The sequence below is a fragment of the Corynebacterium sp. HMSC055A01 genome (genome assembly GCF_001809405.1).
Lineage (GTDB): Bacteria > Actinomycetota > Actinomycetes > Mycobacteriales > Mycobacteriaceae > Corynebacterium > Corynebacterium hesseae.
This window is the reverse complement of the sequence record NZ_KV797592.1, coordinates 84977-98096: the sequence shown is the minus strand read 5'-3', so window position 1 is coordinate 98096 and position 13120 is coordinate 84977. Positions and strand designations below refer to the sequence as shown.

Sequence of the window (13120 nt, the reverse complement as noted above, 5' to 3'; positions counted from 1 at the left end):
TGGGGAAGACGGCGCTGTGAGCACCTAGCGGGTTGTCCTAGCGTTGGGTTGCGGAGCTGCTTTCGACACCAGATTGAGTAGCGCTGGAGGAAGCAATTTCAGTGGTGCGGACGCGGCGCAGTCCATGCGCCCACAGTAGGGCGGTGAAGGCCGTAACCACCGAGGACATCCCAACGTGGAAGGGGACTGTCCAGCGTGGAATGTGCAGGTAGAACTGCGTTACGCCAAGAGCCCATTGGATGACGATGCAGGCAATGAGTACCCAGCCGGCCTTCCTGGCCGCCTTGGGCGCACCAGTGCGGTGAAGGAGAAAGACCACGATGAGGGTCAGCGCCAAGTAGACGTACATGCAGATAGCGTGGATGACGGCCATGCCATAGGTATCGACTCCGAGGCGTCCCTCCATGCCCACGCCAGCGTCGCCGGAGTGTGTTCCGGAGCCGGTGACAAAGGTACCGGTCAGCAGCACGATGGAGAGCGCTACCGCAGCAACGACCGCGAGCGTGCGCACGGCGGCGGGGAAGAAGCGAGTAGGGGTTCCGTCATCGGGTTCGTTGATGCGGGAGAACAGCATGGCCGCAATCCACACCAGGGCCATAGAGGGGAGGAAGTGAATTGCCACACTCCACCAAGAAAGCTTCAGCACGACCGACAGGGCACCAATGAGTGCCTGCACGAAGATACCTGCGAGCCCCGCCCAGGCATAGACCTTGAGTTCTGTGCGGCGCTTCGCCTTGTAGACCACCACGATGCTGGCGATCGCGGCCGCCGCCACAACAAAGGTCAAAAGCCGGTTACCGAACTCAATGGCTTGGTGCAGCATGGGGGCCGCGCCCTGGATAGGAACGAGGGAGCCGGGGTGGCAGTTGGGCCACGTCACGCAACCAAGGCCGGAACCGGTCACGCGGACGATAGAACCCGATACTGTAATGCCAGCCTGACAGATTAAGAGGACGAGTGCGATAATGCGCTGTGTCTTCAGCGAGGGGCCTGCAGGATTTGTAGCAGGCGCAGGGGTGCGTTGAGAAGAAATGTTGGCAGTACTCACGGGTACTCAGCCTACCGTTCGGCACCGCTCCGGAACCAAAACCGGCATGTGCGTCACGCCGTGCAAGGGAGAAGAATCACTTTTAGCCCTCGAAGCGGAACCAACGCACCGCTGCAAACGACGCTACCGCTGACCACCCGATGAGGACGAGGATCTCAAAGACAGGGAATGCTCCTTTAAGAGCGATGTCGAGCCCACCGGCCATCGCCACAGTGGGCACGAGCGTGAGTACCCCATTATCGCCCAGACCCTGGGAATACATAACCCAGCCGACGGTACCGAGCAGAATGAACCAAATGAGGTTGGAGACCGCCAGGACAGCCTCTGAACTGAGGGTCCCGCCGAGCAGCAAGCCGAGCGCTGTAAATGTGGCGACACCAAACGCCAACACCACCACACCGATGGCGGCACCGCTGGCAGTAATACGCAGCCCGAGGATGGCAGCTGCTGTGCCCAGTACGAGGACCTGAAGTACCACCATTGAAAGAACGCCAAGGATCTTTCCCACCACGATGGCCCAGGCCGGAACTCCTGATGCGCCCGTTCGTTTGAGCGCGCCATAGCGACGGTCGAAAGCCAGAGAAATAGCTTGGCCGGTAAACCCAGAGGATGTAGCGCCGACGGCTAGGACCATGGGGAAGATCTCCTCTACGCCGTGGCCCGTACTGTCCTGCATCTTGGCGGCGCCGATCAGGATAGCGAGCGGAATGATGATGCTCAGTAGCTGTTGCTCGCCGTGCCGCAGCATCAGCTTTGACTCGATTGCCCCTTGGGCACGGGCCATGGCGGCAACGCCAACGCGCTGCGGATTCGGGCTGAATGTGCCGGGTGCGAAGGTGCTCATGGAGCTTCTCCTTGATCAAACAAAGTGGTAGGTGTCAGATGCGGGCTAACTGCGCATCTCGCGGCCGGTGAGATCTAGGAAGACCTCTTCGAGGTTACGGTGCGAGGTTTGCAGGTTGCGGAGGACAACGTCGTGCGCGGCTAAGAACGTGGCGAGCTCTGCGATGACCTCCGGGCTGACCGAAGAGGTGAGTCGGTAGTGGAGGGGGCGGGTAGCGTCGGCGGAGATGCCTGCCTTACGCAGCGCCTCAAGGTCCACTGGAGTCGCGGTCTCAAAACTCACCTGTGGGATATCAGCGGAACTCGTCAGCGACGCTGCGGTGCCGCTGGCGACGAGCCGGCCGTGATCAATAATGACCACGCGGTCGCTGAGTGCTTCCGCTTCATCCATGAGGTGCGTGGTGAGGATGACTGTCACGCCATCTGCACGCAACGCACGGATGAGATCCCACACGGCAAGGCGCGATTGCGCGTCCATACCTGCCGTGGGTTCATCGAGGAAGACCAATTCTGGACGTCCAATGATGGCCAAGGCGAGAGAAAGCCGCTGTTGCTGCCCGCCCGACAAACGACGGTAGCTATTCTTTTCCACCGCGCGCAGCCCTAGGGTATCCAGTAGCCATTCCGGGTCTAAGGGATTGTCGTTATAGGAGGCGCTAAGTTGCAGCATCTCCTTAACCTTGATTCCGGAATAAGAACCTCCGCCCTGCAGCATGATGCCAATGCGGGCGCGCACCGCGTCAGGGTTGCGTGCAGGGTCAAGCCCCAGAACCTCAATGTGGCCGGAGGTGGGTCTCTTAAATCCCTCACACATCTCGATGGTGGTTGTCTTGCCCGCACCATTGGGGCCAAGCAGACATAGAATCTCGCCGTAATTAGCGCGGAAGCTCAGCCCATTAACCGCGTTGACGTCGCCATAGGTCTTTATGACGTTTTCTAGGATGAGAGCCGATCTAGTCACGGGCAGTTAGTTTAAGACACGCACGCCCGATCGACGCAACGCAACCCACCCCGCAGCGATCAGTGCTACGAACGTCACCACAGCGGCCAAGTAGATAACGAAGACCGTGCCTGGGGGCAGGCCTAGCCCGCGCGGTAGGACGATGAAGCTCATCAACCCGGAGTAAATCATTACCGCCATACGGAAGAAGCGTCGGTTTGCCCACGCCGCGAGCGGCAGCACCGCCCACAGGATGTACCAGGGCTGGACGACGGGGAAGAAAACCACGAGCGCGAAGGTGGACACACCGAGTCCGCCCACCGGGTGGATGGCTCCGCGGAAGGTCGCATACAGCATGCGGAGCATAAAACCGGCGGCAATGATGACGCCGACAGTACGGGTGACGCTGAGAATGGCTTCGGTGTGATCGCCCAAACCCAACAGCATCCCGAGGAAGCCTGCGCCGACGCCCACGGAGGTTGTCGCAGAGAGCCAGGAGCGGATCGTAGCCGCGCCGCCTTGACCAAAGATCCATCCAATATCGATACCCGTGATTATCGTGACTGCCGCAATAGAGACGGCGAGCAGAAGCAGCTGGGCAAGACCGGCGCCAAGGACCGCCCGGATGGCGGGCACACCGTGCTTGTCGACGAGCCAGCGAGCAGCCGCCATACCGACAAACCCAAGTCCAATGAAGCCAGTAACCTTCACCATGCCGGCGCACGAAATGAAGACGCCAGACGCGATGAACAGTGCCCATACCCGCCAGCGGGCGGCCTGGGGATCGTTGACGGCCCGAAGGCCCAATTCCACTCCGACGAGAGCCAGCCCTAGCATGAAGGATTCATTGTGAATGCCTCCTACCAGGTGAAGGATGGTTAAGGGGTTGAGGATGCCGAGCCAGAGTGCCCCCTCTGGGGCCACGCGGCAGCGGGCGGCGAGACGTGAAATGGCCCAGCCAGCAGCGATAATGCCGACGAGGGAAAACACTCGGTGCAGGACTACACCCCAGATGATGGAGTCGTGGGTGAGCCAGCTGACCAATGCGGCCAGTCCTAACGCCACAGGGCCATACGGGGAGGGGGAGTTTGCCCAGATGAAAGGGACGGAGCGGGCAAGGTCGTTATCGGCCCCCAGCAGTTCGACAGGGCCTGCGGAATAGGGATCGAGGCCTTGCAGCACGATGGATCCGTTGGCCAGGTAGGAGTAGATGTCTTGGGTGAAAAGGGGAGCGGTGACCAGTAGTGGAAGTACCCATCCCAGCCAGGTTCGCCACATCTGGCTTTGCGTCAGCACTCGTGGGGAGTGGCTAAACCTCGTATCTTCCCCGTCGCCCGTTAGCTTTGGATTGTGCTCGGCCTTGCGCAGGCGCAGTGGTGCTCCCACGAGTGGGGCCATACAAATCCACGCGGTCACCATGAAACCGACACCGATAAACACGATGGCGGAGGAGGACTGCAGCATTCGTGACATGAGTGAACCGAAAGGTAAGGACTCATACGGGTTTCCCACCACTGGGAGTGCGCCGGCGCCCAGGCCGCCGAGTGCAATGAGCAATGCGCCGATCGTGCCGAGCCAGCGAAGCGTGAACAGTGTACGCAGCTGGGAGATGGTGCGGCGGTGTGCGTCGCCAAGCGCGGCGTGATCTGCTCCCCCGGCGGAGTCGGGGAAGTCTTGGTGAAGGAGCGCGGAACGGGAACCAGGAACACCCATGCGGGGAAGCTCATCGCGCACGCCCCAGATGACGCGGGGCAGTCGCCCCGATCGGGTGTAGTCGCGTTCCATATTCATGACTGTCTACCTTAGCGGCTCAGTGGTGAGCGGGAACTAGCTGCCCGCGACACGAATGAAAGAGTGGAAATTGGGAATGAATTAAGGAACACTAGTGTTGTCTAAACAGGGAATGATTCACTCAAGGAGGTGTGCACCGTGACGAAGGAGTTACCCAGGGAGACTCGCTCAACCGAGGGCGATACTCGCCGCCACGTCATGTTGTTGCTTCTCAAGGACGGCCCGGTGACGGCGTCGTACTTAGGTGAACGCCTAGGTCTCTCTGCAGCCGGCATACGCCGGCACTTAGACATTTTGGTGGAGGAAGGACTCACCGAGGTTGTACACCGCCGCCCAGCAGCCCGCCCCGGGCAGTCGGCAGGCCGTGGTCGCCCCGCCAAGCACTTCCGCCTCACGGATCAAGGCCGTGCCCAATTCGGGCATGCCTATGACCAACTGGCGGCGGAAGCACTCACCGCGTTGCGCGAAGCGGGAGGGCCCGAGGCGGTCCGGCGCTTTGCCAAGGCCCGCTTCGAGCGGCTCGTGGAAGACGTGACTCCTTTGGTAGAGGAGGAAGAATCCGTACCTGAGGTGGCACGCCAGCTGGCCGCTGTGCTTGATGCACACGGCTACGCGGCCACGGTGACATCGGTGGGAAATGGAGTGCAGATTTGCCAGCACCATTGCCCGGTGGCCCATGTGGCTGCTGAGCATCCGGAGTTGTGTGAAGCTGAACAAGAAGTTTTCTCCGCGCTATTAGGCAAACATGTGCAGCCCTTGGCCTCCATCGCGGATGGCCACGGAATCTGCACCACGAATATCCCCTTAAAACCTGTCCCGCCGACTGCGGTGGAACGGGAAAAAGACTAATCAACATAGAAAGGAGCGGGCTTTGACACAGGCACAACCAGCACCAGGGCTTGAGACCAAGATGAGCGATGATGAGATCATCTCCTCCATCGGTGGATATGACTACGGCTGGCACGATTCGGACGCGGCCGGCCAGGCAGCACACCGAGGTTTGAGCGAAGACGTCGTCCGCGATATCTCGGAGAAGAAGAACGAGCCGGAATGGATGCTTGAGTCCCGACTCAAGGCACTGCGCGTTTTCAACAAGAAGCCGGTGCCTACGTGGGGCCCGGATCTCTCCGACATCGACTTTGACAACATTAAGTACTTTGTCCGCTCCACTGAGAAGCAGGCCCAAACCTGGGATGACCTGCCGTCAGATATTAAGGAGACCTACGACAAGCTGGGTATCCCGGATGCCGAGAAGAAGCGTCTAGTCTCCGGTGTTGCCGCCCAGTACGAGTCCGAGGTGGTCTACCACAAGATTCGTGAGGACCTCGAAGCCCAGGGCGTTATCTTCGTCGATACCGATACTGCTGTGCGCGAGTACCCGGAGATCCTCCAGGAGTACTTCGGCACGGTCATCCCGGCCGGTGACAATAAGTTCTCCGCACTGAACAATGCCTGCTGGTCTGGTGGCTCCTTCGTCTATGTGCCGAAGGGCGTCCACGTGGACATCCCGTTGCAGGCTTACTTCCGCATCAACACGGAGAACATGGGCCAGTTCGAGCGCACCCTCATCATCGTGGAAGAGGACGCCTACGTCCACTACATCGAGGGCTGCACCGCTCCGATCTACAACTCGGACTCACTGCACACCGGTGTCATCGAGATCGTCGTGAAGAAGGGCGGCCGCTGCCGTTATACCACCATTCAGAACTGGTCCACCAACGTCTATAACTTGGTGACCCAGCGCGCCAAGGTGGAAGAGGGCGGCACCATGGAATGGGTCGATGGCAACATCGGTTCCAAGGTCACCATGAAGTACCCCTCCTGCTGGCTGACCGGCGAGCACGCTAAGGGCGAGGTTCTGTCCCTGGCTTTCGCTGCGGACAACCAGGTGCAGGACACCGGCTCCAAGATGGTCCACATGGCGCCGAACACCTCCTCCAACATTGTGTCCAAATCGGTGGCCCGCAATGGTGGCCGCGCCGCTTACCGTGGTTTGGTGCAGGTCAACGCCAACGCTGCCAACTCCACGGCCAACGTCGAGTGTGATGCGCTGCTGGTGGACAATAACTCGCGTTCGGATACGTATCCGTACAACGATATCCGTAACGACCACGTCACCTTGGGCCACGAGGCGACCGTCTCGCAGGTCTCCGAGGAGCAGTTGTTCTACCTCATGTCCCGCGGTATCGCCGAGGAAGAGGCCATGGCGATGATCGTGCGCGGCTTCGTTGAGCCGATTGCAAAGGAGCTCCCCATGGAATACGCATTGGAGCTCAACCGTCTTATCGAGCTGCAGATGGAAGGATCGGTGGGCTAAATGGTAGCTTCCAACGAATTTAATCCTGCTGACGTCACCAAGGGTGACCAGTTCACGTCATTCAATGTGGAGGACTTCCCGGTCCCGCATGGCCGCGATGAGGTGTGGCGCTTTATCGCCCTGCGTAACCTGCGGGGCCTGCACAACGGTGAGTTTGCGCCGGCGACCGCACAGAAGATCGACGTCACCGCTCCGGAAGGCGTAACCTCCGAAACCGTCGCGCCTGACGACGAGCGCTTGGGCACCGCTGGCGCCCCTGCTGACCGTGTTGCCGCACAGGCCTGGACTTCCATGCCGGAAGCACAGGTTGTCACTGTGGACGCTGAGGCACAGTTGGACCAGCCGGTGGAGATCACCATTACCGGTGCTGGTGAGGGCGTGACCTCCTTTGGTGCGACCTCCATCCACGTGGGACACCACGCCGAAGCCACCATCGTGCTGAAGTACGTCGGCTCCGGCACCCACGCGGACAATGTTGAATTCGTGTTGGGCGACGGCGCCCACGTCACCGTCGTCGTTGACGCTGATTGGGAAGATGACGCCGTCCACCTGTCCCACCAGATCGCGAAGGTGGGCCGCGACGCCGTCCTGCGCCACAACACTGCCATCTTCGGCGGCGAGATTGTGCGCCTCGTTCCACGCGTGGTTTTCGACGCCCCGGGCGGCGATGCCGAACTGCTGGGCGTCTACTTCGCCGATGCCGGCCAGTACTTTGAGAACCGTCTGCTGGTGGACCACGATGTGCCGAACTGCCGCTCCCGCGTTTTCTACAAGGGCGCGCTGCAGGGCGCTACGTCCGCGCAGAAGGCCGAGGCTGGCTCCGCTTCCCGCACCCCGGAGGCCCGCACCTGCTGGGTCGGTGACGTGCTCATCCGCAAGAACGCGAACAACACGGACACCTATGAGACGAACAACAACCTGATTCTCACCGAGGGCGCACGTGCAGACGCCATCCCGAACCTGGAGATCCAGACCGGTGAGATCGTCGGCGCCGGCCATGCCGCAACTGTGGGCCGCTTCGATGACCTCGAGCTGTTCTACCTCATGTCCCGCGGCATTCCGGCCGCCGAGGCACGCCGCCTCATCATCCGCGGCTTCTTCTCCGAAGTCATCTCACGCATCCCGGTCGAGTCCCTGCGCGAGGAACTGGAATCCCGCGTCGTCGACGAGCTCGCCAAGATCAACGCTTAAAACTCCCCGAAAGCAGGTACCAACTCAATGTCTACTCTGGAAATTAAGAATCTCCACGCGCAGGTGCTCCCCAACGAGGAGGACGGCGAGCCGAAGGAGATCCTCAAGGGCGTCAACCTGACCATCAACTCCGGTGAGACCCATGCCGTCATGGGGCCCAATGGCTCCGGCAAGTCCACCCTGTCCTACGTCATTGCCGGCCACCCCAAGTACGAGGTTACTGAGGGCGAGGTGCTCCTCGACGGCGAAAACATCCTCGAGATGGAAGTTGATGAGCGCGCCCGCGCTGGCCTCTTCCTCGCCATGCAGTACCCGACCGAGGTGCCGGGCGTGAAGATGTCGCAGTTCATGCGCTCTGCCGTGACCGCTATTCGTGGCGAGGCCCCGAAGCTGCGCGAGTGGAACAAGGAGCTCACGGAAGCTCGTGAGAAGCTCTCCATCGACAAGTCCTTCGCCCACCGTTCCGTGAACGAAGGTTTTTCCGGCGGTGAGAAGAAGCGCCACGAGGTCATGCAGCTGGACATCCTCAAGCCGAAGTTCGCAGTCATGGATGAGACCGACTCCGGCCTGGACGTCGACGCCCTCCGCGTGGTTTCCGAGGGGATTAACCGCTACCAGGAAGAAACCAAGGGCGGCATCCTCCTCATCACGCACTACAAGCGCATCCTCAACTACGTCGTCCCAGACTTTGTCCACGTCTTCGCAGACGGACACGTCATCAAGACCGGTGGCGCCGAGCTGGCTGATCAGCTTGAGGCGGACGGCTACGAGCAGTTCCTCAAGTAGAACTCATCAGGCTGCACACACCACGTACGCAATCGATAAAGAACCGAGCACAAGGACCTATGTCTGAACTAGACGTTAATGCGATCAGGGAGCAATTCCCCATCCTCTCGCGCACCGTGCGCGACGGTAAGCCACTGGTGTACCTGGATTCGGGTGCGACCTCGCAACGTCCCCTCCCGGTGTGGAAGGCTGAGGAGGAGTTCGTACTCGGCACCAATGCGCCGGTGCACCGCGGCTCCTACCAGTTGGCGGAGGAAGCCGATGACGCGTATGAGTCCGCCCGCCAGGCCATTGCCGCTTTCGTTGGCGCGGACCGCGATGAGATTTCCTTCACCAAGAACGCCACTGAGGCGTTGAATGAAGTCGCCTACGTGCTTAGCGATGAGCGCGCGGGTCAGCTTTATGTCGGCGAGGGCGATACCGTCGTCGTCACCGAATTGGAGCACCATGCGAACTTGGTGCCATGGCAGGAGCTGTGCCAGCGCACTGGCGCGACGCTGAAGTGGTACTCCATGACTGAGGACGGCCGCATTGATCTTGATTCGCTCGAGCTCGATGACTCCGTCAAGGTCGTGGCTTTTACCCACCAGTCCAACGTGACGGGAGCCGTGGCCCCCGTCGAGGAACTGGTGCGCCGTGCCCGCGCTGTAGGCGCGATGGTGGTTCTGGACGCATGCCAGTCCGTTCCGCACATGCCGGTGGACTTCCACGCTCTCGACGTGGACTTCGCTGCGTTCTCTGGGCACAAGATGTGCGGCCCAACCGGCGTCGGTGTGCTCTACGGCAAGGCGGAGCTGCTGGCACAGCTGCCGCCCTTCCTTACTGGCGGTTCCATGATCGAGGTGGTCAAGATGGAGGGCTCGACCTTTGCCGAGCCGCCGACTCGCTTCGAGGCCGGAACTCAGATGACCAGCCAGGTCGTTGGTCTGGGGGCCGCGGTGAAGTTTTTGAGCGAAGTGGGCATGGAGGCCATCCACGCCCACGAGCAGAAGCTCACCGCATTGGCTTTGGACAAGCTTTCCGAGATTCCTGGTCTACGCATCATCGGCCCCAAAAACACCGAGGATCGCGGGGGAGCGGTCTCCTTCATCGTGGAGGGCATCCACCCGCATGATTTGGGCCAGGTGCTTGATGCTCATGGAGTGTCCATCCGAACTGGTCACCACTGCGCGTGGCCACTGCACCGCGCGTGCAAGGCTAATTCGACCGCACGCGCTAGCTTTTACCTGTACAACACTGAGGACGAGGTCGACGCCCTCGTAGAGGCGGTGCGGGCTGCCCGTGCTTTCTTTGGAGTGAGCGAATGAACCTAGATTCCATGTACCAGGATGTGATCCTGGACCACTATAAGAACCCGAAATTCTCCGGCCTGCGCGATGGCCAGGCTGAGGTTCACCACGTTAACCCCTCGTGCGGCGATGAGATCACGCTGCGCGTGAAGCTGTCGGCCGACGGCAAAACTGTGGAGGACGTGTCCTACGACGCTGAAGGCTGCTCCATCTCGCAGGCTTCGACCTCCGTCATGGCGGAAGAAATCGTAGGCATCCCGTTGGAGGAGGCCAACGCCAAGCTCGAGGAGTTTGACCGCATGGTGACTTCCCGCGGCGAAATTGAGGGAGACGACGAGATCATTGGGGATGGCGTCGCTTTTGCCGGCGTGGCCAAGTTCCCTGCCCGTGTTAAGTGCGCGCTGCTGGGGTGGAAGGCCTTCCAGGCTGCCACCGCGCAGGCGCTGACTGAATCGGAGAAGTAGATGGCGGATACCACTAACGATAGCCAGCCGACCGACCCGTATCAGGACGAGAACGCCTCCTTCGCCGGCGGCGGAGTAAAGCCTGAACAGACCGAAGAGCAGATTGCCAAGGCATTCGACATCACCGAATACCTCCGGGACGTCATCGATCCGGAGCTGGGCATCAACGTTGTTGACTTGGGCCTGGTCTACGACCTCTGGCTCGAGGACATTGACGGTAAGAACACCTGCGTCATCAACATGACGCTGACGTCCCCGGCGTGCCCGCTGACTGACGTCATTGGTGAGCAGATCGACGACGTCGTGGTGGGCAACAAGCTTGCCGACGCCGTCCAGCTCAACTGGGTGTGGATGCCGCCGTGGGGCCCGAACATGATCACCGAAGAGGGCCGCGAGATGCTCCAGGCCCTCGGCTTCGCGGTCTAATCGTTTCGCTGCCCCACAGTGGGCAAGGACGCCGGATCCAGCGCCGAGGAGATGATATCGACGGCTTCTTCTTGGGTTGTAGCGGACTGAAGGCGAACGCGGAAGTCCTCCTTCATGATTGCCCGTGCCAGCTTGGAAAGCAGTTTGAGGTGTTGCTTGCCGGCGTCGTCTGGCACGGCAATGAGGAACACCATCGTTGTGGGCTCCTCACCCTGTGCCCACGTGATTGCTTCGGATAGACGTGCAAAAGCCAAGGTAGGAACCTTCACGCCAGCTGAACGGGCGTGCGGGATCGCCACGCCATGGCCCACGCCGGTAGAGTGCTTCGTCTCGCGCTCAAGAGCCGCTGTGAGCACCGCAGAAGGATCAGCAAGGCGAGGAGAAACTAGCCGCACTAGTGCTTCGATGGTTTCGTCGCGAGTACTGCCCAGACTGTGGTCGAGGCTCACCGTTTCGATAGACAGCAGTGGTTGTCCCAGATGCGAGCTTTCCGCCGCGTTTGCTGAAGCTTTGTCCGCAGCGCCCTGGTCGCTCTTGCTCTCATTCTTCTCTGTCGTTTTCTTATGCTGAGTAAGTGCGATTAAGAGGAGCATGACTGATGCACAGACGACAACGCCAATAAGCAATGCCACGAAGAAGCCCACGACGTTGTCGACAGCACCGAGCACTGCGACGATGGGGCCGCCGTGCATGACATGGTCTTTAACTCCGAATGCGCCTGCTAGGCCACCGGCAACCGCACCGCCGATGACGTTCGCCGGAATGACCTGCAGAGGGCGTGCAGCGGCAAGGGGAATTGCGCCTTCCGTAATGCCGAATAGCCCCATGAAAAGCGCGGCGATACCGGCGTCTTTTTCGGCCTTATTAAACCAGGCACGGCGGGCAAGGGTGGCAGCGCCTACCGCCAATGGCGGTACAGCGATAGCGGTAGCGGCCATTCCCATAGGGGCTGCATTACCAGCGGCAATCATGCCTCCACCAAAGAGGAACGCTGTCTTGTTGAAGGGGCCGCCCATGTCAAACGCGATCATCGCGCCGATAACGAGGCCAAGCACAACGACAGAGGAGCCTTGCATTCCTGCGAGGTACTCGGTCATGGCTTCAAATGCGCCAGCTATCGGTGCGCCGACCAGGTAAATGAAGATAAGACCCACAATGAGGGTGGTGAAAATCGGGATAACGATGATCGGCCAAATCGGGGCGATGTATTTGTTCACCGGAATCTTCTTGATCCCGAGCGCCACATAGCCGGACAGGATGCCGGTGACGATACCTCCCAAGAACCCGGCACCTGCTTCAGATCCGTAGAGTGATCCAGTCGTAGCGATGAGGCCAGTAATCAGACCAGGCGCCAACCCAGGACGGTCCGCAATGCCCACTGCGATATAGCCGGAAAGAATCGGCACCATGAGTGAAAAGGCCAAACCACCCAGCTCGTTCAGCGTATTCCAGAAGGAATCCTCGGGAATTGCCAAGCCTTCGGGCGTCGGGGTTCCTCCAATTGACAGTGCTACTGCGATGAGGAGACCGCCGGTCACCACGAACGGGATCATGTGGGATACGCCGTTCATCAGCGCTTTATAGAGGGTCTGTCCCACGGCGCGCGCGCCATGGGCACTGCCGGAGCTGTCCTCGCGCTGAGATCCCTTCGGCTCTTCGGCAGAAAACTTTTCTTCCCATTTCGACGCGGACAGCGAACGGCGGAGGAGCTCCTTTGGGTGCTTAATAGCTTCATCGACGCCCGTTGCTGCCAAGCGCTTGCCGCGGAAACGATCCTTGGCAATCACAGTGTCGGCGCCAATTACGATGGCATCGGCTTCTTCGATGTCCTTAGCGCTAAAGGTGCCTTCGACACCGATTGAGCCGTGGGTCTCAACTTTGATCCGGTAACCAAGTTCCGCGGCAGCGGCCTCGAGGTTTTCTGCCGCCATGTAGGTATGCGCAATACCAGTTGGGCAGGCGGTAATCGCGAGGATTAATGGCGGTTTCGATGTGGCTGATGTACTCATGATGTCAATGTAGGCA

Annotated in this window: 12 protein-coding genes; 7 read left to right on the top strand and 5 right to left on the bottom strand. The window is 60.3% G+C overall.

The features are described 5' to 3' along the window. Positions 1 to 37: 37 nt before the first annotated feature. The 4 genes from HMPREF2604_RS10590 to mptB form a co-directional block, all read right to left on the bottom strand. Entirely contained in the window at positions 38 to 1048 is a 1011-nt protein-coding gene (locus HMPREF2604_RS10590) for a COX15/CtaA family protein (RefSeq protein ID WP_070565338.1), read from the bottom strand. An 82-nt stretch (positions 1049 to 1130) separates the two neighbouring features. Further along, positions 1131 to 1892 (bottom strand): ABC transporter permease, encoded by a 762-nt coding sequence (locus HMPREF2604_RS10585; RefSeq protein WP_070565336.1) that lies wholly within the window; start codon positions 1890 to 1892, stop codon positions 1131 to 1133. A gap of 45 nt (positions 1893 to 1937) precedes the next feature. After that, the gene (locus tag HMPREF2604_RS10580; RefSeq protein WP_070565334.1) at positions 1938 to 2852 is read right to left on the bottom strand and encodes an ABC transporter ATP-binding protein; all 915 of its coding nucleotides are present in this window, start codon (positions 2850 to 2852) and stop codon (positions 1938 to 1940) included. 6 nt (positions 2853 to 2858) lie between these two features. Further along, positions 2859 to 4622, bottom strand: a complete 1764-nt coding sequence (gene mptB / locus HMPREF2604_RS10575; protein ID WP_070565332.1) for a polyprenol phosphomannose-dependent alpha 1,6 mannosyltransferase MptB — start codon at positions 4620 to 4622, stop codon at positions 2859 to 2861. 198 nt (positions 4623 to 4820) lie between these two features. On the opposite strand from mptB, the gene HMPREF2604_RS10570 reads away from it, so the two are divergent. The 7 genes from HMPREF2604_RS10570 to HMPREF2604_RS10540 are packed head-to-tail and all read left to right on the top strand — an operon-like array spanning position 4821 to position 11095. Further along, positions 4821 to 5471, top strand: a complete 651-nt coding sequence (locus HMPREF2604_RS10570; RefSeq protein ID WP_246818424.1) for a helix-turn-helix transcriptional regulator — start codon at positions 4821 to 4823, stop codon at positions 5469 to 5471. 22 nt (positions 5472 to 5493) lie between these two features. Then, the gene (gene sufB, locus HMPREF2604_RS10565) at positions 5494 to 6939 is read left to right on the top strand and encodes a Fe-S cluster assembly protein SufB (RefSeq protein WP_070524260.1); all 1446 of its coding nucleotides are present in this window, start codon (positions 5494 to 5496) and stop codon (positions 6937 to 6939) included. Beyond that, positions 6940 to 8130 (top strand): Fe-S cluster assembly protein SufD, encoded by a 1191-nt coding sequence (gene sufD, locus HMPREF2604_RS10560; protein WP_070565328.1) that lies wholly within the window; start codon positions 6940 to 6942, stop codon positions 8128 to 8130. 27 nt (positions 8131 to 8157) lie between these two features. Continuing rightward, complete coding sequence (sufC, locus tag HMPREF2604_RS10555; protein WP_070524257.1) at positions 8158 to 8916, top strand: Fe-S cluster assembly ATPase SufC; 759 nt, start codon at positions 8158 to 8160, stop codon at positions 8914 to 8916. Between the two features lie 59 nt (positions 8917 to 8975). Then, positions 8976 to 10223, top strand: a complete 1248-nt coding sequence (locus HMPREF2604_RS10550; protein ID WP_070524256.1) for a cysteine desulfurase — start codon at positions 8976 to 8978, stop codon at positions 10221 to 10223. Continuing rightward, entirely contained in the window at positions 10220 to 10669 is a 450-nt protein-coding gene (gene sufU / locus HMPREF2604_RS10545; protein ID WP_070565326.1) for a Fe-S cluster assembly sulfur transfer protein SufU, read from the top strand. Before HMPREF2604_RS10550 ends, sufU begins: the two co-directional genes overlap by 4 nt. After that, a complete protein-coding gene (locus tag HMPREF2604_RS10540) occupies positions 10670 to 11095 on the top strand; it encodes a metal-sulfur cluster assembly factor (protein ID WP_070524254.1) in 426 nt (141 codons plus the stop codon). Here HMPREF2604_RS10540 and HMPREF2604_RS10535 read toward each other — a convergent pair. Then, complete coding sequence (locus HMPREF2604_RS10535) at positions 11092 to 13104, bottom strand: fructose-specific PTS transporter subunit EIIC (protein ID WP_070565325.1); 2013 nt, start codon at positions 13102 to 13104, stop codon at positions 11092 to 11094. The two genes, HMPREF2604_RS10540 and HMPREF2604_RS10535, sit on opposite strands and share 4 nt — an antisense overlap. Between the last annotated feature and the right edge of the window lie 16 nt (positions 13105 to 13120).

Bases quoted from the DNA above. Each gene is read 5' to 3' on its own strand.
- HMPREF2604_RS10585 (WP_070565336.1), bottom strand. From the start codon at position 1,892: ATGAGCACCTTCGCACCCGGCACATTCAGCCCGAATCCGCAGCGCGTT.
- mptB (WP_070565332.1), bottom strand. From the start codon at position 4,622: ATGAATATGGAACGCGACTACACCCGATCGGGGCGACTGCCCCGCGTC.
- HMPREF2604_RS10570 (WP_246818424.1), top strand. From the start codon at position 4,821: ATGTTGTTGCTTCTCAAGGACGGCCCGGTGACGGCGTCGTACTTAGGT.
- sufD (WP_070565328.1), top strand. From the start codon at position 6,940: ATGGTAGCTTCCAACGAATTTAATCCTGCTGACGTCACCAAGGGTGAC.
- sufC (WP_070524257.1), top strand. From the start codon at position 8,158: ATGTCTACTCTGGAAATTAAGAATCTCCACGCGCAGGTGCTCCCCAAC.
- HMPREF2604_RS10550 (WP_070524256.1), top strand. From the start codon at position 8,976: ATGTCTGAACTAGACGTTAATGCGATCAGGGAGCAATTCCCCATCCTC.
- sufU (WP_070565326.1), top strand. From the start codon at position 10,220: ATGAACCTAGATTCCATGTACCAGGATGTGATCCTGGACCACTATAAG.
- HMPREF2604_RS10540 (WP_070524254.1), top strand. From the start codon at position 10,670: ATGGCGGATACCACTAACGATAGCCAGCCGACCGACCCGTATCAGGAC.
- HMPREF2604_RS10535 (WP_070565325.1), bottom strand. From the start codon at position 13,104: ATGAGTACATCAGCCACATCGAAACCGCCATTAATCCTCGCGATTACC.